The organism is Streptomyces lydicamycinicus (genome assembly GCF_000829715.2).
Taxonomy (GTDB): Bacteria; Actinomycetota; Actinomycetes; order Streptomycetales; family Streptomycetaceae; genus Streptomyces; species Streptomyces lydicamycinicus.
Genome location: NZ_BBNO01000001.1, coordinates 1038398 through 1061265, shown reverse-complemented (window position 1 = coordinate 1061265; position 22868 = coordinate 1038398). Strand labels below are relative to the sequence as shown.

Below are 22868 nucleotides of genomic sequence, written 5' to 3'. Positions count from 1 at the left end.
GGTCCGGGCGATACGCGGTGGCGGGCTCAGCCCAGCTCGTGCATCCAGCCGTGCTTGTCCTCGGCGACACCGCGCTGGATGTCGAGGAGCGCCTCGCGCAGCTTCAGCGTGACCTTGCCGGGCTCACCGTCGGACTGGGTCCACTCGCCGCCCGCGCTCTTGACCGTGCCGACCGGGGTGATCACGGCGGCCGTGCCGCAGGCGAAGACCTCGGTGAGGGTGCCGTTCGCGGTGTCGGTCTTCCACTGGTCGATGGAGACCCGGGCCTCCTCCGACGCGTAGCCCAGGTCGCGGGCGACGGAGAGCAGGGAGTCACGGGTGACGCCGGCGAGCAGCGAGCCGGTCAGGGTGGGGGTGACGATCTTGTCGCCGTAGACGAAGTACAGGTTCATCCCGCCGAGCTCCTCGACCCACTTGTGCTCCACGGCGTCGAGGTAGGCGACCTGGTCACAGCCCTGCGCGGCGGCCTCTGCCTGGGCGAGCAGCGACGCGGCGTAGTTGCCGCCGGTCTTGGCGTCACCCATACCGCCGGGGACGGCCCGCACCCGGTTCTCGGACAGCCAGATGGAGACCGGCTTGACGCCGCCGGCGAAGTAGGCGCCGGCGGGCGAGGCGATGACGACGAAGAGGTACTCGTTGGCGGGCTTCACGCCCAGGCCGACCTCGGTCGCGATCATGAACGGGCGCAGGTAGAGCGACTCCTCGCCGCCGTGCGCGGGCACCCAGTCCTTGTCCTGCTGAACGAGCAGGTCGCAGGCCTCGATGAAGGTCTCGACGGGCAGCTCGGGCATGGCCAGCCGGCGCGCGGAGGCCTGGAAGCGCCGGGCGTTGGCGTCCGGACGGAAGGTGGCGACGGACCCGTCGGGCCGGCGGTACGCCTTGAGGCCCTCGAAGATCTCCTGGGCGTAGTGCAGGACATTGGTCGCCGGGTCGAGGGAGAGCGGCCCGTACGGCACGAGCTGCCCGTCGTGCCAGCCACGGCCCTCCGTCCACTTGATCGTCACCATGTGATCGGTGAAGTGGCGGCCGAAGCCGGGGGCGGCCAGGATCTGCTCCCGCTCCGCGTCGGACAGCGGATGCGAGGAGGGCTTGAGCTCGATCGTGGGCGTCGTCATGGATGCATGTCCTTCACTGCGTGTGCGATACCGGGGGGTACCTCCCAGCGTGCGCTGGGGAGCATCACCGGCCCAGCCCTCCGGCCGGGGATGAGGGGTTCGGTCCCCCACCTTGCGGCACCGGTGCGGTGGCTGCCGCGCCTACGAGGGCACTTGAACGTACCGGTCGTTATTGGGACGTCCGAGTTTCCTCGCGGGCAAGGATGCCACGTCCGATTATCGCCCGTGGGTCCGTGCGGCCGGAACCGGGGCGGCGGCGGTGCCGGGCCCACGCGCACAGCGCCGGGCCCCCTGGAGGCGGCCCGGCGCTGTGCGTGGTGCGTGTCTGCGCGGTGGGCCTCAGCCCGCTACCCGTGCGACCAGCGCGTCACCGATCTCGTCGGTGCTCCGCGCCGAACCGTCCCGGGCCTCCAGGTCGGCGGCCACGGCCTCCTCGATGCGGGCGGCCTGCTGCTCGTAGCCGAGGTGGCGCAGCAGCAGGGCGACGGAGAGGACCGTCGCCGTCGGGTCGGCCTTTCCGGTGCCCGCGATGTCCGGCGCGGAGCCGTGCACCGGCTCGAACATCGACGGGAAGTCGCCGGTCGGGTTGATGTTCCCGGAGGCGGCCAGGCCGATACCGCCGGTGACGGCCGCGGCGAGGTCGGTGAGGATGTCACCGAAGAGGTTGTCGGTGACGATCACGTCGAACCGCTCGGGCTGGGTGACGAAGAAGATCGTCGCGGCGTCGACATGCAGGTAGTCGGTGGTGACCTCGGGGTACTCCTGGCCGACCTTGTCGAAGATGTTCTTCCACATGTGGCCCGCGTACACCAGCACATTGTTCTTGTGCACCAGCGTGAGCTTCTTGCGGGGACGGGAGTTGGCCCGCTCGTACGCGTCCCGGACCACCCGCTCCACGCCGTAGGCGGTGTTCACGCTGACCTCGGTGGCGACCTCGGCGGGCGTGCCGGTGCGCAGCGAGCCGCCGTTGCCGGTGTAGGGGCCCTCGGTCCCCTCGCGCACCACCACGAAGTCGATGTCGGGGCGGCCGGCGAGCGGGGTGGAGGTGTTCGGGAAGAGCTTCGACGGGCGCAGGTTGACGAAGTGGTCGAAGGCGAAGCGGAGCTTCAGCAGCAGACCGCGCTCCAGCACACCGGAGGGTACGGACGGGTCGCCGATCGCGCCGAGCAGGATCGCGTCGTGCTGCTTGAGCGACTCCAGCTCCGCGTCGGGGAGGGTCTCACCGGTCGCATGCCAGCGCCGGGCACCGAGGTCGTACTCCTTGGTTTCCAGCTTGACGTCCTGCGGGAGGACCGCGGTCAGGACCTTCAGGCCCTGGGCCACGACTTCCTGGCCGATACCGTCACCGGGGATCACTGCGAGGCGAATGCTGCGAGACATGTCTGGACCCTACTCGCCGTCCCATGGATTGACACGTAACGTCCGCCATACGGACACGTGGGGAGGCGGTCAGCCGGCGTTCACCCGCTGTCCCCACAACGGTCGGGTCGCGCTGGGAAATTCGGGGCATGACTGGAAATCCCCGGGGGACCGTCCCCCAGCCCTCGCACACCCCCCGCGTCGGCATCCCGGAGCAGCTGGCGGCCCGGATGAGCATGCCGGAACAGCATGACTACCTCCGTACCAAGCTGAGCCGCAGAGGTCTGCTGCGCACCTCGGCCGCCACCGCGGGAGTGGTCGCGGGCTCCGGGCTGCTGGCCGGTTCGGCCCAGGGCGTCTCGCCCACCCTGTTGTCCTCGCCCGCGACGGCCGCCGTGGACGGTTCGCTGGTCGCCCCGTTCGGCCGCCATCTGGCCTTCGGCGCCGACCCCAAGCACCAGATGCGGGTGAGCTGGCAGGTGCCGCTCGCGGTCAAGCGGCCGTATCTGCGGGTGGGTCTGAAGCCGTGGGACCTGGGGCGCAAGATCGAGGCCGAGGTCCGGCCGCTGCACACCCCGTCGCTGTCCGCGAAGCTGCCGGCCGTGCAGCAGTACTACCTGCACGCCGCGCTGGACGGGCTGCGCCCGGGGACGACGTACTACTACGGCGTCGGCCACGAGGGCTTCGACCCGGCCGACCCCCGCCACTTCTCCACCGTCGGCACCTTCCGTACCGCCCCGGCCCGCCCCGAGGCGTTCGTCTTCACCGCCTTCGGCGACCAGGGCGTGAGCTACCACGCCCTCGCCAACGACCAGTTGATCCTGGGTCAGAACCCGTCCTTCCATCTGCACGCGGGCGACATCTGCTACGCGGACACCGACGGCGACGGCTCCGAGCACGACGCCTACGACGCCCGGGTCTGGGACCAGTTCCTCGCGCAGACCGAGTCGGTGGCCAAGTCCGTGCCCTGGATGGTGACCACCGGCAACCACGACATGGAGGCCTGGTACTCCCCCAACGGCTACGGCGGCCAGAACGCCCGCTGGTCGCTGCCCGGCAACGGCCCGGACGCCGAGAACGCCCCCGGCGTCTACTCGTTCACCTACGGCAACACCGCCGTCGTCGCCCTGGACGCCAACGACATCTCCTACGAGATCCCCGCCAACCAGGGCTACACCGACGGCCGGCAGACCCGCTGGCTCGACCGCCGGCTGGCCGAGCTGCGCGCCGCCGACGGCATCGACTTCATCGTGGTCTTCTTCCACCACTGCGCCTTCTCCACCACGAATTCGCACGCCTCCGACGGCGCGGTGCGGGACGCCTGGCTTCCGCTGTTCGACAAGCACCAGGTGGACCTGGTCGTCAACGGCCACAACCACGTCTACGAGCGGACCGACGCCCTCAAGAGCGGGCGGGTCGCCAAGAAGATGCCGATCGGCGCGAGCGTGGACACCACCCGCGAGGGCATCGTGTACGTGACCGCGGGCGGCGCGGGCCGGGCCCTCTACGACTTCCCCGTACCGGACAGCTACGAGGGGCACGTCAAGGACCTCGACCATGTGGACACCTACCACTGGTCCAAGGGCCAGAAGAAGACCAAGGAAACCGTGGAGTGGTCCCGGGTCCGCTACACCGGCTACTCCTTCATCGCCGTCGAGGTCATACCGGGCAGCCACCCGCGGATGAAGGTCACCGCCCTCGCCGAGTCCGGCGAGCGCATCGACCACTTCGAGGTGACGCGCTCGCCCGCGCAGTAATCAGGGGACGATCCCTTGCAGGGGCGCCCGGGATCCGGGCGCCCCGCACGTTCAGGAGAGAAAGAGCCACCGGGCCACGGACAGCCGGATCCGCCAGCAGCAGCGGCAGGGCATCGACGCCGGCCTCGACAGGACCGACCCGGGTCGCGCACGCATCGGCTCAGTGCCCGGTGGAGCCGCCGTTGTCACGGCGGTCGAGGGCACGCTGGAGGGCGGCGGCGGCATTCCTGCGGTCGGCGTCGCTGGTCGTACGGGCGGAGTGACGGGTCCTGCGGACGGCAGTCTCAGCCATGATTCACGTCTCCTAAGCCAGAGCCCCGAGAAGAAATGGGATGCGTCGTTCCAGAAGCGGCCGGAAGAGGCGGGGGCCTCGGCACGGCAGGGGTCACCTGCGCTCACGTACCGGGCCGCATCCGCAATCGCTCGATGGAGCGTTACGTTCGGCTTCTACAACGCTAGGACAGCTCGGCCGTGATGTCTGCACAATTACTTGGGCTTCCTACTATCTGAGACGGCGGGCGTGTGCTCGAACGAGTGATCCCCGGATATTTGCAGCTCATGGCGGTGCGACGCCTCCCTAGCGTGGCGGTATGGCTTGTGCCACGAGGCCAAGCCCGCCCGCACTGAGGAGGTGCTGCACCATGACCGCGCCCGCGCAGGAGACGCCCGAGCGCCAAGGGCTTCGTCATCGGCGAGGCCATCACCGGCCCGCCGCGCAACGCCTGAAGCAAAGCCGAACGGCCCGGCGCCCCTGGGGAGAGGGGAGCCGGGCCGTCGGTGTGCGCGGGGGCGGTCAGCCCATGTGCGGGTAGCGGTAGTCCGTCGGCGGGACCAGGGTCTCCTTGATGGAACGGGTGGAGGTCCAGCGCATCAGGTTCTGCTTGGCGCCGGCCTTGTCGTTGGTGCCGGAGGCGCGGCCGCCGCCGAAGGGCTGCTGGCCGACGACGGCGCCGGTCGGCTTGTCGTTGATGTAGAAGTTGCCGGCCGCGAAGCGCAGCTTCTCGCAGGTCTCGGCGGCCGCGGCACGGTCCTGGGCGATGACGCAACCGGTCAGGCCGTACGCCGAGGCGGACTCCATCTGGGTGAGCATGGTGTCGTAGTCGGCGTCGTCGTAGACGTAGACGCCGAGGATCGGACCGAAGTACTCGTCCTTGAAGATCTCGTTCTCCGGGTCGGTGGAGACCAGGACCGTCGGGCGGACGAAGTAGCCCTCGCTGTCGTCGTACGTACCGCCGGCCACGACCTCGATGGTCGGGTCGGCCTTGGCGCGGTCGATCGCCGCCTTGTTCTTGGCGAAGGAGCGCTCGTCGATGACGGCGGACATGAAGTTCGACAGGTCGCTGACGTCACCCATGGACAGGGCGTCGACCTCGGCCGCGAACTCCTCCTTGAGGCCGCTGTTCCACAGCGAGGCCGGGACGTAGGCGCGGGAGGCCGCGGAGCACTTCTGGCCCTGGAACTCGAAGGCGCCACGGGTCATGGCGGTCTTCAGCACGGCGCGGTCGGCCGAGGGGTGGGCGACGATGAAGTCCTTGCCACCGGTCTCGCCGACGAGCCGCGGGTAGGTCTTGTAGTTCTCGATGTTGTTGCCGACCGTCTTCCACAGGTACTGGAAGGTCTTGGTCGAACCGGTGAAGTGGATACCGGCGAGGTCGGGGTGGGTCAGCGCCACCTCGGAGAGGTCCTTGCCGTCACCGGTGACGAGGTTGATGACGCCCTTGGGCAGCCCGGCCTCCTCCAGCAGCTGCATCAGCAGCACGGCGGCGTAGGTCTGCGTCGGGGAGGGCTTCCAGACCACGACGTTGCCCATGAGCGCGGGCGCGGTCGGGAGGTTGCCGGCGATCGCGGTGAAGTTGAACGGCGTGATCGCGTAGACGAAGCCTTCGAGGGGGCGGTGGTCCGAGCGGTTCCAGACGCCCGGGGAGTTCGCCGGGGGCTGCTCGGCGAGGATCTGGCGCGCGAAGTGCACATTGAAGCGCCAGAAGTCGATGAGCTCACACGGGGTGTCGATCTCGGCCTGCTGGGCGGTCTTGGACTGGCCGAGCATGGTGGCGGCGGCCATCGTCTCGCGCCAGGGGCCGGCGAGCAGGTCGGCGGCCTTGAGGATGATCGCGGCGCGGTCGTCGAAGGACAGCGCACGCCAGGCCGGGGCGGCGGCCAGCGCGGCGTCGACCGCGTCCTGGGCGTCCTTGACCGTGGCGTTGGCGTACGTACCGAGCCGGGAGGCGTGGTTGTGCGGCTGCACGACGTCGAAGCGCTCGCCGCCGCCCATCCGGCGCTCGCCGCCGATGGTCATCGGCAGCTCGATCGGGTTGTCGGCCAGCTCCTTGAGCTTGGCTTCCAGGCGGGAACGCTCCGGGCTGCCGGGGGCGTAGGTGTGGACCGGCTCGTTAACCGGCACGGGGACCTGGGTCACAGCGTCCATAGCGGCCGTGTCTCCTTCGATTTCGCTCGTCGGTTTTCGTACGTCGGTGGTGCGGCCGCGGCCGCTTCGGGTGGGCGGCTGCGGGCGGCGCCGTCCGGGAACATCCCCCGGTTTCCAGCATCCACCCGCACCGGCCTTTCGCGGGGCCGGTCAGCCGCGGATCGCCGGCGGCCGCGGGCCGCCGCCTGCCGTGGCCGTCAGCCGCGGGTGGCCAGCGACCTCAGGAAGAACCCGAGGTTCGCGGGGCGCTCGGCCAGCCGGCGCATGAAGTAGCCGTACCAGTCGGTGCCATAGGGGATGTACACCCGCATACGGTGTCCTTCGGCGACCAGCCGCTGCTGCTCGGCCTCGCGGATGCCGTACAGCATCTGGAATTCGTAGTCGGCCGGCTTGCGGCCGTTGCGGTGGGCGAGCTCCTGGGCGATGGCCACCATCCGCGGGTCGTGCGACCCGATCATGGGGTAGCCCTCCCCCGCCATCAGGATCTTCAGGCACCGCACATAGGCCTTGTCGACCTCTCGCTTGTCCTGGAAGGCGACGGCCGCGGGCTCCTTGTACGCACCCTTGACCAGCCGCACCCGGGAGCCTTCCCCGGCGAGCGCGTGGCAGTCGTCCTCGGTACGGAAGAGGTAGGACTGCAGCACCGCGCCCGTCTGGGGAAACCGCTCGCGCAGGTCGGCGAGGATCGCCAGGGTGGAGTCGACCGTGGTGTGGTCCTCCATGTCGAGGGTCACGGTCGTCCCGGCCTCGGCGGCGGCCTCGACCACCGGGGTGACGTTCTTCAGGGCCAGCTCATGGCCGCCGGCCAGCGCCTGCCCGAAAGCGGACAGCTTGACCGACATCTCGGCCTTGACGCCGAGCCCGTGCTCCTTGAGGGCCGCGGCCAGCTGGAGGTAGGCATCGCGATTGCGCAGCGCCTCGGCCGGGTCGGTGATGTCCTCGCCCAGGTGGTCGAGGGTGACCTCCAGACCTCGCGCGGCCAGGGTCCGCACGGCCGCCATGGACTCGGCCAGGCGCTCGCCGGCGACGAAACGCTCCACCACGGGCCGGGTGACCGGAGCGGCCGCCACGATCCGGCGGATGCTGTCACTGCGCGCTGCGGCCAGAAGCACGGGACCCAGCATGGGCACCTCCACGATTCAGGGTGACAAGTACCGGGCGGACACCGGGCGGGCGAACGCGTCGGCAATATTGAGCCACCTGAAACTTAAGGATCGCGCCACTTCCCGGCCATCGACAGCTGTCACGCCTTCGTGGCCGGGATCTCAGACAGATGTATGAGAATGAGGGTGAGGTGACCGTGCCAGTGGTGACTGTGGTGTGAGAGGTGTCCGAGTCACCGGCGGTGCCGGTGGTGTGACGACAGGAGAGGAGCCGGGCGGCCGATGCGGGGCGACTATCAGCAGCTCGTGGACGAGATCTCGGCGGCGCTCGGCGCACCGGCGACGCTGGAGGACCGGGATTTCGGGCTGATCGCGTTCGGCGCGCACGAGGGCGACGACGACGAGGTGATGGACCCGGTCCGTACCCGCTCGATCCTCCAGCGCCGCTCCTCGGCGGCGGTCCGTGCCTGGTTCGAGGCGTTCGGGATCGCCCGCGCCAAGACCGCGCTGCGCATCCCGCCGGACCCGGCCGCGGGGGTCTTCCGGGGCCGTATCTGTCTGCCCGTGCGCCACCGGGGCATCGTGCACGGCTACGTCTGGCTGCTGGACGACGGCCATCTGACCGATCTCGAACTGGGCACCCGGGGCGCGCCGCCCGACCCGCGGATCGCGCAGGCCATGGAGACCGCCGCCCGGATCGGCGCACTGCTGGCCGACGAGGCCCGCGCCGGGGCCGAACTCGGCGATCTGCTGCGGGAGTTGCTGGTCGCGGCGCCCGACGGACAGCCGGCCGCGGCGGCCGCGCTGCGCGATGCGCTGCGGGACAGCCTCCGCTTCACCCCGGGCGCCCCGCTCACCCTGGTCGCGGTGCTGCCCTGGGACACCTCGGACACCGACGCGGCGCCGCTGCCGAGCCTGCCGGGGCTGCTCGCGGCCTGTGCGCTGCCGGCGGGCGGCGGCCCGGCGGACGGCCCGTCCGTGGGGGCGGAGGAGACGGAGCCCGGCGCGGGACGCACCGGCCGCACCGGGTCCGCCGCCCGGCCGCAGCCCACGGCGCCGGTGCCCGCGCTGGCCGCGCTCGTACGGCTGCGCGCGTCCGCCGCGCCCGCCCCGGCCCATACGGTGGCCGAGCATCTGCTGCGCTCCCCGCGCGCGGGCGCCGCACAGGGCGAGAGGCAGGCACCGCGCGGCTCCGGGCACCCCCCGCCACCCCGGCCGGGCGCCGCCGGAATCGGCGCCGGCACCCGGGAGTTGACCGACCTCCCGGCCACCTGGCGGGAAGCGCTGGACGCGGCCCGCGCGGCACATGCCGAGCCCCGGCTGGGCCCGATCACCCAATGGGACGCCATCGGCCCGTACCGCATGCTGACCGCCCTGCCGGCCACCGCCCCCGACCCGGCCATCGGCCCGCTGCTGGCCCCCGCGCACGCCGAACTCGCGCGCACCGCCGAGGTGTTCCTCGACTGCGCGGGCCAGGCGAGCCGCACCGCCCAGGCCCTGGGCATCCACCGGCAGACGCTCTACTACCGCCTGGGCCGGGTGGAGAAGCTGACCGGCCTCGATCTGGACGACGGCGAGCACCGGCTGCTGCTGCACATGGCGCTCAAGGCGGCGCGCCTGTGAAGGGCGCGGAGGGCCGGGCCGGGCTCGTCAGCTCCGTCCCCCGGGGAGCTCGGCAGGGGGCTGCGGGGACGGCCGGAGCCGGTCCGCACGGTCGGTGACGACGAGCGTGGTGGCCATCTTGTCCCACAGCTCCTGCCGGTTGCGGTCCCACAGCAGCCAGAAGTACGGGATCAGCAGGGTGACGGCGGCGAGCAGGCCGATGATCCCCTTGGCGATGAATTCACGGAAGAACATCCGCCACCACCGGGCCGCGCGGGCCTCCGGGATGTAGATGACCCGCATGTGCAGCAATTGCTTGGCCGGGGTCTGCCCCTGCGGGAAGACGAGAAAGGCCCAGATCAACCAGCCGATGTACAGCGTGCAGATCATCAGCAGGTTCTCCAGCAGGAATCCGCCGAAGCGGAGCCCCACGGTGGACAGGTGGATTCCGGTCGGCAGCACCATGACCTGCCCGCAGAACTGGCAGGTGAGCTCACCCTCCACCGGGCCCCGGCACACCGGGCACACGGTGGGCGCCGAGGCGGGGGCGTAGGCACGTGCGGAACTTGGTCCCCGTTGCGCCCATCGCGGTGCGGGCCGCGGACCGGCCGGCGGCTGCTCCGCCTTCTTCCACCGCTCCGCCTTCTTCGACCGCTCCGCCCTTTTCGGCTCCGCCGCATCGTGGGGATTCTCGGTCATGCGCAGGTCCTTCGTCACCGGCAACCAGCGAGCAGGACTGGCGTGCCGTGGATGGTGGATCCGCCGCTCAGCCCCCACGGGCACCGGCCTGGTGAACGGCAGCCCTTCCTGACGGCCGCTCAACCACGTGTCACCGCGCCCGCAGGCGTCGGCTGCGCAACCTCTTCATCTCAGGACAGCACGCCGCACAAGCCGCCGCAAATCTCCACCGGACGGGCGCCGGGCAGCGGTCACTCCGCCTTCCCCAGTACCTCTCCCGCGGTGACCCGGCGCAGTGCGGCCGCCAGGTCCCGGCCCGTGGGCATGCTGTCGGGCGTGAGCAGCGACTGAACCATCAGGCCGGTGAGCAGGGCCTGGTAGAAGGAGCCGACGACGCGGGCGGCCTCCGCGTCGACCTCGGTGTCCGGCACCCCTTCGAAGATCGCGACGAGTCCCTCGCCGCCCTCCGGGAGCACTTCACCGATCGCCTCGCGCAGGGCCGCGTCGCGCGGCAGCAGCCCCAGCACCTCGACCTGCGCGGCGATGAACTCCCGCTCCGTGGCGATCCGTTGCAGGAACAGGTCCCAGACCGCGGCGAACCGCTCCAGCGGCTCGGCGTCGGCCGGCACCGCCTGGTCACCGGCCGGCACCTGGGCGACCCCGGCCCCCCACTCCTCACTGGACGCGATGATCGCCTGACGCATCAGGGCGTCCTTGGAGCCGTAGTGGTACCCGATGGAGGCGAGGTTGGCGCCGGACGCGGCCACGATGTCGCGGGCGGTGGTGCGCGCATATCCCTTCTCCAGGAGACAGCGCTTGGCGCCCTCCAGAAGATCTTCACGGTGTCCCATGAGGGCAGCCTATCGCCCACACATACGCTCGTACCAGACACCCGTTTTAGACGTACGTATACTTCCTCTGGGCGCGGTCCTCACCGCGGCCGGTCCGGCCCCTCACGGCCGCCCCCCGTACCGTCACCCGGCCACCCTTCCCTCCCGCGCGGACCGGACCGGCCGCGCTCGCCCTCCTCGGTGCCGATCTCCCGCTGCTCCTGCTCCTTGCCGCGCGCGGTGTCGCCGGTGTCGGCCGCCCGCGTACCGGCCCCTGCGCCCGCCATCGGCCCGCCGACCGGCGTGTCGCGCTCGCCGGGCATGGGGGCGGGAGGTGCGGCCTCCCCCGCCGCCCGGGGGCCGGTCTGCGTCGCGGGACCGCCCGGCTCGCCGACGCCCGGCTCGACGGTGCCCGGCCGGGTCATCCCGTAATGGCGGTACAGCTCGGCCTCTTCGGAGGGGTCGAGATGGCCGTCGGCGTCGATCCGCGGCGCGTGCTTGATGGTCTCCTTGGCGTGCGGAACATGCAGTTCGTCGCCGGTCCGCCGGGCCCCGGCGAGCGGGATGAAGGTCTCCTTCATGCCGAACAGGCCGGTACGCACCGTGATCCACTCGGGCTCGTTGGTGGCATCGTCCCGGTAGACCTGCTGGACCTTGCCCACCTTCGCGCCGTCCGCGTCGACCACGTGCAACCCGGTCAGACTCTGCGGGGCATCACCCAGGGGTGCATTCATGGCGTCTCTCTCCTTCCGCACGCACCGGCGGGGGCACGCGCAGTTCCCATTGCGCGACGCGAACATCTCCGCTGCGAATCGGGCGGACCGGCGGCCGACGGCTCCGGCGGCCCCACGACGGCGCCGACGGCCCCCGCGCGCCCACCCCCGGATAGGCCAATCGGGTGAATGCCGGAGCGGTGCGACCGCGCCGGACGCCCGCTCGCGGACCGCACCGGCGCCCGTACGATGCGGGCACGCAAACGGGCCCGGCCCCCGCGAAAAGCGGGGCCCGGGCCCGTTGACCTGCGAAGACCTGGCGGTCAGTCGCCGAGGTTCACCGCGCGCACCGAGGTCGCGCCGATCTCGTCGGCGATCTCGCTGAGCACGTTCGGCGGAATGGTGTCGTCGACGGTCAGCGCGACCAGCGCCTCACCACCGACATCCGCCCGCGAGACCTGCATATTGCCGATGTTGATACCCGCCTCGCCCAGGATCCGACCGACGGTGCCGACGACACCGGGGCGGTCGCTGTAGCGCAGGAACGCCATGTGATCGGCGAGCGACAGGTCGATGGAGTGCTCACCGACCGCGACGATCTTCTGGATGTTCTTGTGGCCGGACAGCGTGCCGGAGATCGACACCTCGTCGCCGCCCGCGAGGGTGCCGCGCACGGTCACCACATTGCGGTGCTCGGGCGACTCGCTGCTGGTCGTCAGCCGCACCTCCACACCGCGCTCCTGCGCGAACAGCGGGGCGTTGACGTAGGACACCGTCTCATCCACCACGTCCTCGAACACGCCCTTGAGCGCGGAGAGTTCGAGCACCTTGACGTCATGCTGGGTGATCTCGCCGTACACCTCGACATCGAGGCGCATGGCGACCTCACCGGCCAGCGCCGTGAAGATCCGGCCGAGCCGCTCGGCCAGCGGCAGTCCGGGCTTGACGTCCTCGGCGATCACGCCGCCCTGGACGTTGACCGCGTCCGGCACCAGCTCGCCGGCCAGCGCCAGCCGCACCGACTTGGCGACCGCGATACCGGCCTTCTCCTGCGCCTCACCCGTCGAGGCACCGAGGTGCGGAGTGGCGACGACCTGGTCGAACTCGAAGAGCGGGGAGTCCGTGCAGGGCTCGACGGCGTAGACGTCCAGGCCCGCGCCGGCCACCCGGCCCTCCTTCAGCGCGGTGGCCAGCGCCGCCTCGTCGACGATGCCGCCACGCGCGGCGTTGACGATCCGGACCGACGGCTTGACCTTGTGCAGCGCCTCGTCCCCGATGAGACCGACGGTCTCCGGCGTCTTGGGGAGGTGCACCGTGATGAAGTCCGAGACCTGGAGCAGCTCGTCGAGGGTCAGCAGCTTGACGCCCATCTGCGCGGCACGGGCCGGCTGGACGTAGGGGTCGTAGGCGACGACCTTCATGCCGAACGCCGACATCCGCTGGGCGACCAGGACGCCGATCCGGCCGAGGCCGACCACACCGAGGGTCTTCTCGCTGAGCTCGACGCCGGTGTACTTGCTGCGCTTCCACTCGCCGTTCTTCAGGGCGGTGTTCGCCTGGGGGATGTTGCGGGCCGTGGCGACCAGCAGACCGCAGGCCAGCTCGGCGGCGGTGACGATGTTGGAGGTCGGGGCGTTGACGACCATCACGCCGGCCTTGGTGGCGGCGGAGACATCGACGTTGTCCAGGCCCACGCCCGCGCGGGCGACGACCCGCAGCTTCCTGGCGGCGGCGATGGCCTCGGCGTCGATCTTCGTCGCGCTGCGCACGAGGACGGCGTCGACGTCGGCGATGGCGGGGAGCAGCTCGGCGCGGTCCGCGCCGTTGCAGTGCCGGATGTCGAAGTCCGGGCCGAGGGCGTCGACGGTGGCGGGCGACAGCTCTTCGGCGATCAGTACGACAGGTTTCGAGCTCACGTGGTCTTCAGTCCTCACTTGTCCTTCGCGGACGGCCGTCCCGACGGCCGAAGGCGGTGAAGGGGGGATGCCGCGTGGAAGACGCACGACGCTGTGAGCCTGACGCGCTTGTGCTTGGCAGTGTAGTGGCGGTGGGGGGCGCGTCCTGTGCCGTTGCGGAAGGATCACCCGTGCGTGGTTCTACGCGGCGGACAAGGCGCCGCGGGGCGCCATGGACGAGGGGGCCGCAGCATCGCCGCGACCCCCTGTCACCGGGCTTACGCCTCGTCGTCCACCCAGCTCATGAGCTTGCGGAGCTTCTTGCCCGTGGTCTCCAGCAGGTGGTCCTCGTCGGCCTTCTTGTACTCGTTGTACTTCGGCAGACCGGCGTTGTACTCGGCCATCCAGTTGTTGGCGAAGGTGCCGTCCTGGATCTCGGCGAGCACCTTCTTCATCTCGGCCTTGGTCTGGTCGGTGATGACCCGCGGACCGGTGATGTAGTCGCCCCACTCGGCGGTCTCGGAGACCGACCAGCGCATCTTCTCCAGGCCGCCCTCGTACATGAGGTCCACGATCAGCTTCAGCTCGTGGAGGCACTCGAAGTACGCGATCTCGGGCTGGTAGCCCGCCTCGACCAGGGTCTCGAAGCCGGCCTTGACCAGCGCCGAGGCGCCACCGCAGAGCACGGCCTGCTCACCGAACAGGTCGGTCTCGGTCTCCTCGGTGAAGGTGGTCTTGATGACGCCGGCGCGGGTGCCGCCGATGCCCTTGGCGTAGGAGAGCGCCAGCTCGAACGCCTTGCCCGAGGCGTCCTGCTCGACACCCGCGATGCAGGGCACACCGCGGCCTTCCTCGTACTGGCGGCGGACCAGGTGGCCCGGGCCCTTGGGGGCCACGAGGGCGACGTCCACGTTGGACGGCGGCTTGATGAAGCCGTAGCGGATGTTCAGACCGTGACCGAAGAACAGCGCGTCGCCGTCCTTCAGGTGGTCCTTGATGGACTCCTCGTAGACCTTGGCCTGGATGGGGTCCGGCACCAGGATCATGATGACGTCGGCCTCGGCGGCCGCCTCGGCCGGAGTCACCACGCGCAGACCCTGCTCCTCGGCCTTGGCCTTGGACTTGGAGCCCTCGTGCAGACCGACCCGCACATCGACGCCCGAGTCACGCAGCGACAGCGCGTGGGCGTGGCCCTGGCTTCCGTAGCCGATGACCGCGACCTTGCGGTTCTGGATGATGGACAGGTCGGCATCGTCGTCGTAGAACAGCTCGGCCACTTCGGGTATCTCCTTGGATCTAGCGGGTGCCCACACAGTACGTCGGGCGGGGTGGGGAAGGGCGGTGGGTCTCGCCATGCGGTCCGGTCGGACCACGGCGATCAGGCCGTACGGTCCAGTGCGCGCAACGAGCGGTCGGTGATGGACCGGGCGCCACGGCCTATGGCGATGGTTCCGGACTGCACCAGTTCCTTGATGCCGTACGGCTCCAGCATCTTGAGCATCGCCTCCAGCTTTTCACTGGATCCGGTGGCCTCGATCGTGACGGCCTCGGGCGAGACGTCCACGGTCTTGGCGCGGAAGAGCTGGACGATCTCGACGATCTGCGAGCGGGTCTCGTTGTCGGCGCGGACCTTGACCAGGACCAGTTCGCGCTGGATGGCGGAGCCGGGCTCCAGCTCGACGATCTTCAGCACGTTGACGAGCTTGTTGAGCTGCTTGGTGACCTGCTCCAGCGGCAGCGACTCGACGCTGACCACGATGGTGATGCGGGAGATGTCGGGGTGCTCGGTCACCCCGACCGCGAGGGAGTCGATGTTGAAGCCGCGGCGGGAGAACAGGGCGGCGATCCGGGCGAGGATGCCGGGGGTGTTCTCCACCAGGACGGAGAGCGTGTGCTTGGACATGGTCTTCTCTCTTCTTCCGTGCGTCCGTGACGTCCTGGGCTCAGTCGTCTTCGTTGTCGCCGAAGTCGGGACGCACGCCCCGGGCGGCCATGACCTCGTCGTTGGACGTGCCGGCGGCGACCATCGGCCACACCTGGGCGTCCTCGTGGACGATGAAGTCGATCACGACCGGGCGGTCGTTGATGGCGTTGGCCTTGGCGATCACCGCGTCCAGCTCCGCCGGGTCCTCACAGCGCATCGCGACACAGCCCATGGCCTCGGACAGCTTCACGAAGTCCGGGACGCGGGTGCCGCCGCTGGCCTTGCCCGCCGTCACCAGGCCGTTGGACTCGGGGCCGCTGTGCAGCACGGTGTTGGAGTAGCGCTGGTTGTAGAACAGGGTCTGCCACTGGCGGACCATGCCCAGCGCACCGTTGTTGATGATCGCGACCTTGATCGGGATGTTGTTCAGCGCGCAGGTGACCAGTTCCTGGTTGGTCATCTGGAAGCAGCCGTCGCCGTCGATCGCCCAGACCGTACGGTCCGGCTGCCCGGCCTTGGCGCCCATCGCGGCGGGGACGGCGTAGCCCATCGTCCCGGCGCCACCGGAGTTCAGCCAGGTGGAGGGCTGCTCGTAGCCGATGAAGTGGGCGGCCCACATCTGGTGCTGGCCGACGCCCGCGGCGTAGATGGTGTCGGCGGGGGCGAGCTTGCCGATCCGCTCGATGACCTGCTGCGGGGAGAGGCTGCCGTCCTCCGGCAGGTCGTAGCCGAGCGGGTAGGTCTCGCGCCAGCGGTTGAGGTCCTTCCACCAGGCGGTGTAGTCGCCCCGGTGGCCGGCGTCGTGCTCGGCCTGGACGGCGACGATCAGGTCGGCGATGACCTCGCGGGCGTCACCGACGATCGGGACGTCCGCGGCGCGGTTCTTGCCGATCTCCGCCGGGTCGATGTCCGCGTGCACGACCTTGGCGTACGGCGCGAAGGAGTCGAGCTTGCCGGTGACCCGGTCGTCGAAGCGGGCGCCGAGGGTGATCAGCAGGTCCGACTTCTGGAGCGCGGTGACGGCGGTGACCGCACCGTGCATGCCCGGCATCCCGACATGCTGCGGGTGGCTGTCGGGGAAGGAGCCCAGCGCCATCAGGGTGGTGGTGACGGGGGCGCCGGTCAGCTCGGCGAGGACCTTGAGCTCGGCGGTGGCGCCGGCCTTCATCACGCCGCCGCCGACGTAGAGCACCGGGCGCTTGGACTCGACGATCAGCCGGGCGGCCTCGCGGATCTGCTTGGCGTGCGGCTTGGTGACCGGGCGGTAGCCGGGGAGCTCGGTGTGCGGCGGCCAGGCGAAGGTGGTCTGCGCCTGGAGCGCGTCCTTGGCGATGTCGACCAGGACCGGGCCGGGGCGGCCGGTGGCGGCGATGTGGAACGCCTCGGCGATCGTCCGGGGGATCTCGGTGGGGTCGGTGACCAGGAAGTTGTGCTTGGTGATCGGCATCGTGATGCCGCAGATGTCCGCCTCCTGGAAGGCGTCCGTGCCGATCGCCTTGGACGCGACCTGACCGGTGATCGCGACCAGCGGGACGGAGTCCATGTGGGCGTCGGCGATCGGGGTGACGAGGTTGGTGGCACCCGGGCCCGAGGTGGCCATGCAGACCCCGACCTTGCCGGTGGCCTGCGCGTATCCCGTGGCGGCGTGACCGGCGCCCTGCTCGTGGCGCACCAGGACGTGCCGGACCTTCGAGGAGTCCATCATCGGGTCGTACGCGGGAAGGATCGCACCGCCGGGAATGCCGAACACGGTGTCGGCCCCGACCTCCTCGAGCGAACGGATGAGGGACTGCGCACCCGTGACGTGCTCGACGGTGGCGGGCTGCTGCGGTCCGCCGGCGTTACGGGCCCGCGGCTGCGGATGGTGGGCCCCGGAGGCCTGCTCGGTCATCTGCGTCTCTTCTCGAAGCTGAGGGTTTTGACGGGATTTGTGAGGTTGCTGTGCAACAAAAAACCCCCCGTGCCAGGTGGCAAGCGAGGGGAGCGCGTCGGTGCGATGAGCCGGGTTCGTCAGGACCCGGCTTCAGCCGACGCGCTTTCCAAGTACGAGAATTCGGGTGCGCATGGCACTGACCCTCCCCCCGCCGTGCACCGAGTGTCAAGTGGGTGGGACGGAGGTCTCACTATTTGAGCGCAATGGCGGATGCACGAGCGATTCCGGACCCACCGGGCCGCCCTGCCGGGCGGGCAGACCGCTGCCGGTGAGCACCACCGCGCGGCCCTTGCCCGCCAGGTCCGGTACCGGATAGTGGGCGTGCGTCAGGGACCGCCGCAGCCGGTGTTCGTCGAGCGGCCCGGAGAAGGCCGTGCCCATGCCGTGCGTACAGCCCATGGAGCGCAGGGCGAGGACCTGCTCGGGCAGATCGACGCCGTCCGCGACGGACTGCATGCCCAGGTCACCGGCGATCCGCAGCAGCCCCGCGGTGATCTTGTGCAGCCGGGCGGACTCCACCACACCGTCCACCAGCCCGCGGTCCAGCCGCAGCACGTCGACCGGGAGCCGGCGCAGCGCGCTGATGGCGGCGTACCCGCTGCCGAAGCCGTCGAGGGCGATCCGTACGCCCAGGCGGCGCAGTGCGATCAGGCGGCGCTCCAGGTCGTCCAGCGGGAGGCGGGGGTCGCTTTCGGACAGTTCCACGACGAGCGCGCGCGAGGGGAGGTTGTGCCGGGTCAGCAGCGACTCGACGCCCTTGGGGGACAGGGCGTGGTCCAGCAGGCGGCGGGCGGAGAGCCGGACCGCGACCGGCACCGGATAGCCGGCCCGGTGGCGGGCCGCGGCCTGCTCGACGGCCTCCTCCAGCTGCCAGCGGTCCAGCTCGGCGGCGCGGTCGCCGTCGTCGACGAACCGGCCGCGGTCGCCGACCCGCAGGAATTCGGCCGGGGTGAAGAGAATCCCCTGGGCGGAGCGCCAGCGGGCGTGTGCCGCGACCGCGGTGACCCGTCCGGTGGCCAGCTCCACGACGGGCTGGTGCAGCAGCGCGAAGGCGCCGTCGTTCAGCGCCGTACGGAGTTTGCCGACGAGCTCGGCGCGGTGCGCGACCTCGTCCTGCATCTGGGGTGCGTACAGCTCCACCCGGCCCTTGCCGGCCTGCTTGGCGCGGTACATCGCGAGGTCGGCGTTGCGCAGCAGGCCCGCGGGGCTCACCCCGGGCTCGGCGAAGGCGACACCGATACTGGCCGCCACCCGCACGTCCCGGCCGTCGATGCGGTACGGCTCGGAGAGCTTGATGCGCAGCCGGTCGGCGATCTCGTGGATACGGAACTCACGGGCGGCCCGGTCGCGGGTGCCGTCGCCGGTGATCAGCGCGGCGAACTCGTCGCCGCCCAGCCGTGCCGCTATGTCGCCGGAGCGCACCGAGTCGGCGAGCCTGCGGGCGGCCTGCACCAGCAGTTCGTCGCCCGCCTGATGACCGATGGTGTCATTGACCTGCTTGAAGCCGTCGAGGTCGATATAGAGCACCGCGGTGTCGTGGTCGCTGGCCCGGCGGCCGGTGACGGCCTGGGTGACGCGTTCGGTGAACAGCGCGCGGTTGGGCAGGTCGGTGAGCGCGTCGTGCGAGGCGTTGTGCTGGAGCTGGGCCTGGAGGCGGACGCGTTCGGTGACATCGCGGGAGTTGAAGATCAGGCCGCCCTGGTGGCGGTTGACCGTGGATTCGACGTTCAGCCAGCCGTCGCCGCCGGAGCGCTGCTCACCGGCGCGGAAGCGGCACTCGATACGGGTGGTCGGTTCGTCCTCGGGGGCCGCGGCCAGGAATCTGCGGACCTCGTGCACCACCCGGCCCAGGTCCTCGGGGTGGATCAGCGAGGCCAGCTCGGAGCCGACCAGTTCCTCGGCGTCGCGGCCGTAGACCCCGGCGGCGGCCGGGCTCACATAGCGGAGCACACCGGTCGGGGCGGCGATCATGATGACGTCGCTGGAGCCCTGCACCAGGGAGCGGAAGTGGTTCTCCTTCTGCGCCAGTTCCTGGGTGAGGGTGATGTTGTCGAGCAGCATGATGCCCTGGCGGACGACCAGTGCGAGGACGACCGTGCAGCCGGTGAAGAGCACCACGCGGTCGATGCGCCGCCCGTCGAGGACGTTGGTGAGGATGCCCAGCGTGCAGACCGCGGCGGCGAGATACGGGGTCAGTGCGGCGAGCGAGCCCGCGATGGGGCGGCTGCCGTGCGGCTGGACCCGGCGGGCGGCGGGCTTGACGTCCTCCTCGGCGCTCTCCTCCCCCGCGCGGCGGGCGACCCAGGGCGCGTAGGCGAGCAGCATCGAGCCGGCGAACCATCCGGCGTCCAGGATCTGGCCGGAGCGGTAGTGCTCGCGCAGCAGCGGGGAGCTGAAGAGGGCGTCACACAGCACCGTCAACGCCAGTGCCGCGACAGCGGTGTTGATGGCCGAGCGGTGCACGGAGGAGCGCCGGAAGTGCAGCGCCAGCACCATGCTCACCAGCACGATGTCCAGCAGCGGATAGGCCAGCGAGAGGGCGCTCTGGGCCACGCTGCGGCCCTGGAAGTGGGCGGTGTGCGCGAGCGCGAGGCTCCATGAGAGAGTGACCAGCGATCCGGCGATCAGCCAGGAGTCGAGCCCCAGGCAGACCCAACCGGCCCTGGTCACCGGCCTCTTGGCGAGCACCAGCAGGCCCACGATGGCCGGCGGCGCGAAGAGCAGGAAGCAGAAGTCGGCCAGGGAGGGGCTGGGTACCGTGACCCCTTCGATGACCTCGTACCAGCCCCATACGCCGTTGCCGAGGCCGGCCATCCCGGAGGACGCGGCGAACAGCATCCAGGCCGGGCGGAACCGGCTGCGGCGCTTGCGGGCGTACAGCCCGCAGGAGACAGCGGCCAGCAATGCCGCGAAGCTGAGGCCGAAGTCCCCCATGATCGCGGCGACTTCGCGCGATCCCCAGCCGAACGCGGCGCCGACGGCATAGCCGCCACAGACCACCGCCAGCACGATCTGCGGCACGACGCTCGGCGGGTTGCCGGCCGGTGCCGGCGACCTGGAGAGCATCGCCCCGGGGGCGCTCACCGGACTCTCCCGCTCACCCGCACCGGGCGCCGCTGCGAGCGATGCTCCTGGGGGCCGCGCAGTATTCCCGCGGGCGCTCGTGGATCGTGCTTCTCGCTACTCGTCCATCGGCCGTACATCGCCCGTCGCCCCCCTCGAGTCCCGGATCGTTCGCACGCGCCGCGTCGTTCCCGGCGTCGTCCCCGCTCGGACGATACACCAGTTCCGTCACTCAGGGACATAGCGTCTCTACGGAGCGTGACTACGAGCGAATGGCGAACACTCCTTGCAGTCGTACGGCCTCGTAGCGCTACCCGCAACCGGTTTCAGTCGGCGGTGGCGACCACGTTCCGCAGGGGCTCGCCGGCCGCGAAAAGCGTCAACTGGTCCCGGATCAGCCGCTTCGCACGGGGCAGGAAGGCAGAGCTGGGGCCACCGACGTGTGGAGTGACGAGCACGCCGGGAGCGTGCCACAGCGGATGTCCGGTGGGCAGGGGTTCCGGATCGGTGACATCGAGCGCCGCGTACAGCCGTCCGGATTCCAGCTCGGCGAGCAGTGCCTTGGTGTCGACGACACCGCCGCGCGCGACGTTCACCAGCAGTGCGCCGTCCTTCATCTGCGCCAGGAAACCGCTTCCCACCAGGCCACGCGTGGCGTCGGTGAGCGGAGTCGCCAGCACGACGACGTCTGCGTCGGGCAGATGGGCGGACAGGTCGGAGAGTGGATGCACAGGACCGCGCACTGTGTCACGAGCGGTGCGTGCGATGCGCACGACCCGCGCACACTCAAAAGGTGTGAGCCGGTCTTCGATGGCACTGCCGATCGAACCATAGCCCACAATGAGGACCGACTTGTCGGCCAGCGCCGGCCGGAAGGCCGGCCGCCATTCCCCCGCGTCCTGGGCCCGGACGAAGCCCGGGATGTCGCGCAGCGCCGCGAGGATCAGGGTGAGCGCCAGCTCAGCGGTGCTGGCGTCGTGGAGCCCGCGGGCGTTGCACAGCTGGGCGCCGGACGGCAGGTCGGACAGCCCCGGGAGCAGGTTCTCGGTGCCGGCGGTGAGCGCCTGCACCACCCGTACCCGGCTCATCCGGGGCAGCGGGCGCAGGAGGATCTCCGCGCTCTTCATGTAGGGGACGGCATAGAAGACACAGCGGGCGGGGTCGGCCGGATAGTCGGGGCCGGCGTCCCAGTGGACGTAGTGCAGTCCGTCGGGGAGCCCCTCGATCTCGTCGGGCGGGATCGGGAGCCATACGTCGTGCGCGTCGGTGTGCTGGTCCGCTGTTGCCATGCCCCGAGGCTATGCGAAGAGACGTTCTGTTCAGACGTTAGTTTGGTCTGGCCCTTGACCGGGGGCGAGGGGACGGAGGCACAACCAGGTGGAGCGCAGGACAATCGGTGCGGCGGCCCTTGACGTGGGGGCCATCGGGCTCGGCTGTATGCCGATGAGCTGGGGGTACACCGAGTCGCAGCGCAGCTTGGACAGCTCGCTGCGGGCCGTGCACACCGCGCTGGACCGGGGGTGCAGCCTGCTGGACACCGCCGACATGTACGGCCCGTTCACCAATGAGCTGCTGGTGGGGCGGGTGCTCAAGGAGCGGCGGGCGGACGCGTTCGTGTCGACCAAGTGCGGGCTGCTGGTGGGTGAGCAGCACATCGTCGCCAATGGGCGGCCCGGTTACGTCAAGCGGGCCTGCGATGCCTCGCTGCGCCGGCTTCAGACCGACCGTATCGATCTCTACCAGCTGCACCGGCCGGATCCCGAGGTGCCCATCGAGGAGACCTGGGGGGCGATGGCGGAGCTGGTGGCCGCCGGGAAGGTGCGGTCGCTGGGGCTGTGCGCGGTGGGCGCGCGGGCGGTCCGGCCGGCCCGCGCGGCCCGTACGGAGCGGCGGCCGGCCGGGCGGGCGCGTCCCCGGTCCCGGATGCACGACGGGACGCTGGCCCAACTGGAGCGGATCCAGCAGGTGTTCCCGGTCAGCAGTGTGCAGGCCGAGCTGTCGGTGTGGTCGCCGGAGGCGCTGGAGGCGCTGCTGCCGTGGTGTGAGTCGCGGGGTGTCGGCTTCCTTGCGGCGATGCCGCTGGGGAACGGCTATCTGACCGGCACCCTCACCCCGGGTCAGGGCTTCGAACCGGAGGACCTACGGGCCCGCCACCCCCGCTTCACCGCCGAGATGATGGCCGCGAACCAGCCGGTGGTGGCCGGGCTGCGGCGGGTGGGTGCCCGTTACGGTGCGACGCCGGGGCAGGTGGCGCTGGCGTGGACGCTGGCGCAGGGCCGGCATGTGGTCCCGGTGCCGGGTACGAAGAAGGAGCGCTGGGCGGCGCAGAACGCCAAGGCCGTGGAACTGACGCTCACCCGCGAGGATCTGGCGGAGATCGCCGCGCTGCCGCCGGCGCGCGGGTCCTGGTACTAGAGCCGGTCCGGCGGGTCAGGGCCGGGCCGGCCGCGAACATGGCGTCCCTGTGGCCC

At 70.7% G+C, this 22868-nt stretch carries 17 protein-coding genes; 3 read left to right on the top strand and 14 right to left on the bottom strand.

The window, feature by feature from the left end:
• Nucleotides 1-26 precede the first annotated feature (26 nt).
• Both TU31_RS04550 and TU31_RS04545 read right to left on the bottom strand, forming a co-directional pair.
• Nucleotides 27-1115 carry a branched-chain amino acid aminotransferase gene (locus TU31_RS04550; RefSeq protein ID WP_018087220.1) on the bottom strand — a complete coding sequence of 363 codons (1089 nt, stop codon included), beginning with the start codon at nt 1113-1115 and terminating at the stop codon, nt 27-29.
• A gap of 339 nt (nt 1116-1454) precedes the next feature.
• Complete coding sequence (locus TU31_RS04545; RefSeq protein WP_042149168.1) at nt 1455-2495, bottom strand: 3-isopropylmalate dehydrogenase; 1041 nt, start codon at nt 2493-2495, stop codon at nt 1455-1457.
• Nucleotides 2496-2623: 128 nt separating this feature from the next.
• On the opposite strand from TU31_RS04545, the gene TU31_RS04540 reads away from it, so the two are divergent.
• Entirely contained in the window at nt 2624-4231 is a 1608-nt protein-coding gene (locus TU31_RS04540) for a purple acid phosphatase family protein (RefSeq protein ID WP_181018528.1), read from the top strand.
• A 160-nt stretch (nt 4232-4391) separates the two neighbouring features.
• Here TU31_RS04540 and TU31_RS40195 read toward each other — a convergent pair whose 3' ends face one another.
• From TU31_RS40195 to TU31_RS04530, 3 genes are all read right to left on the bottom strand, one after another.
• Complete coding sequence (locus TU31_RS40195; protein WP_088800221.1) at nt 4392-4523, bottom strand: hypothetical protein; 132 nt, start codon at nt 4521-4523, stop codon at nt 4392-4394.
• A 501-nt stretch (nt 4524-5024) separates the two neighbouring features.
• On the bottom strand, nt 5025-6656 hold the full coding sequence (gene pruA / locus TU31_RS04535) for an L-glutamate gamma-semialdehyde dehydrogenase (RefSeq protein WP_042149162.1): 1632 nt from the start codon (nt 6654-6656) through the stop codon (nt 5025-5027).
• A gap of 197 nt (nt 6657-6853) precedes the next feature.
• A complete protein-coding gene (locus TU31_RS04530; RefSeq protein ID WP_042149160.1) occupies nt 6854-7780 on the bottom strand; it encodes a proline dehydrogenase family protein in 927 nt (308 codons plus the stop codon).
• A gap of 261 nt (nt 7781-8041) precedes the next feature.
• Here TU31_RS04530 and TU31_RS04525 point away from each other — a divergent pair, with 261 nt between their 5' ends.
• Complete coding sequence (locus TU31_RS04525; protein WP_042149157.1) at nt 8042-9382, top strand: PucR family transcriptional regulator; 1341 nt, start codon at nt 8042-8044, stop codon at nt 9380-9382.
• A 27-nt stretch (nt 9383-9409) separates the two neighbouring features.
• Here the strand turns inward: TU31_RS04525 and TU31_RS04520 are convergent, their stop codons facing one another.
• From TU31_RS04520 to TU31_RS04480, 9 genes are all read right to left on the bottom strand, one after another.
• Nucleotides 9410-10060 carry an RDD family protein gene (locus tag TU31_RS04520; RefSeq protein WP_042149154.1) on the bottom strand — a complete coding sequence of 217 codons (651 nt, stop codon included), beginning with the start codon at nt 10058-10060 and terminating at the stop codon, nt 9410-9412.
• Between the two features lie 230 nt (nt 10061-10290).
• Nucleotides 10291-10890, bottom strand: a complete 600-nt coding sequence (locus TU31_RS04515) for a TetR/AcrR family transcriptional regulator (protein ID WP_042149151.1) — start codon at nt 10888-10890, stop codon at nt 10291-10293.
• Nucleotides 10891-10970: 80 nt separating this feature from the next.
• Complete coding sequence (locus TU31_RS04510; protein WP_042149148.1) at nt 10971-11603, bottom strand: PRC-barrel domain-containing protein; 633 nt, start codon at nt 11601-11603, stop codon at nt 10971-10973.
• Nucleotides 11604-11905: 302 nt separating this feature from the next.
• Nucleotides 11906-13498 carry a phosphoglycerate dehydrogenase gene (serA, locus tag TU31_RS04505; protein ID WP_042149145.1) on the bottom strand — a complete coding sequence of 531 codons (1593 nt, stop codon included), beginning with the start codon at nt 13496-13498 and terminating at the stop codon, nt 11906-11908.
• Nucleotides 13499-13755: 257 nt separating this feature from the next.
• The gene (ilvC, locus tag TU31_RS04500) at nt 13756-14754 is read right to left on the bottom strand and encodes a ketol-acid reductoisomerase (protein ID WP_042149142.1); all 999 of its coding nucleotides are present in this window, start codon (nt 14752-14754) and stop codon (nt 13756-13758) included.
• Nucleotides 14755-14855: 101 nt separating this feature from the next.
• The gene (gene ilvN, locus TU31_RS04495) at nt 14856-15380 is read right to left on the bottom strand and encodes an acetolactate synthase small subunit (protein WP_018087233.1); all 525 of its coding nucleotides are present in this window, start codon (nt 15378-15380) and stop codon (nt 14856-14858) included.
• Nucleotides 15381-15420: 40 nt separating this feature from the next.
• Nucleotides 15421-17292, bottom strand: coding sequence for an acetolactate synthase large subunit (locus TU31_RS04490; RefSeq protein WP_042149138.1), 1872 nt, complete (start codon nt 17290-17292; stop codon nt 15421-15423).
• A gap of 207 nt (nt 17293-17499) precedes the next feature.
• On the bottom strand, nt 17500-20418 hold the full coding sequence (locus TU31_RS04485; protein WP_042149136.1) for a putative bifunctional diguanylate cyclase/phosphodiesterase: 2919 nt from the start codon (nt 20416-20418) through the stop codon (nt 17500-17502).
• A gap of 305 nt (nt 20419-20723) precedes the next feature.
• Complete coding sequence (locus tag TU31_RS04480; RefSeq protein WP_042149134.1) at nt 20724-21686, bottom strand: 2-hydroxyacid dehydrogenase; 963 nt, start codon at nt 21684-21686, stop codon at nt 20724-20726.
• A gap of 88 nt (nt 21687-21774) precedes the next feature.
• Here TU31_RS04480 and TU31_RS04475 point away from each other — a divergent pair, with 88 nt between their 5' ends.
• The gene (locus tag TU31_RS04475; RefSeq protein WP_181018527.1) at nt 21775-22812 is read left to right on the top strand and encodes an aldo/keto reductase; all 1038 of its coding nucleotides are present in this window, start codon (nt 21775-21777) and stop codon (nt 22810-22812) included.
• Nucleotides 22813-22868: the final 56 nt, after the last annotated feature.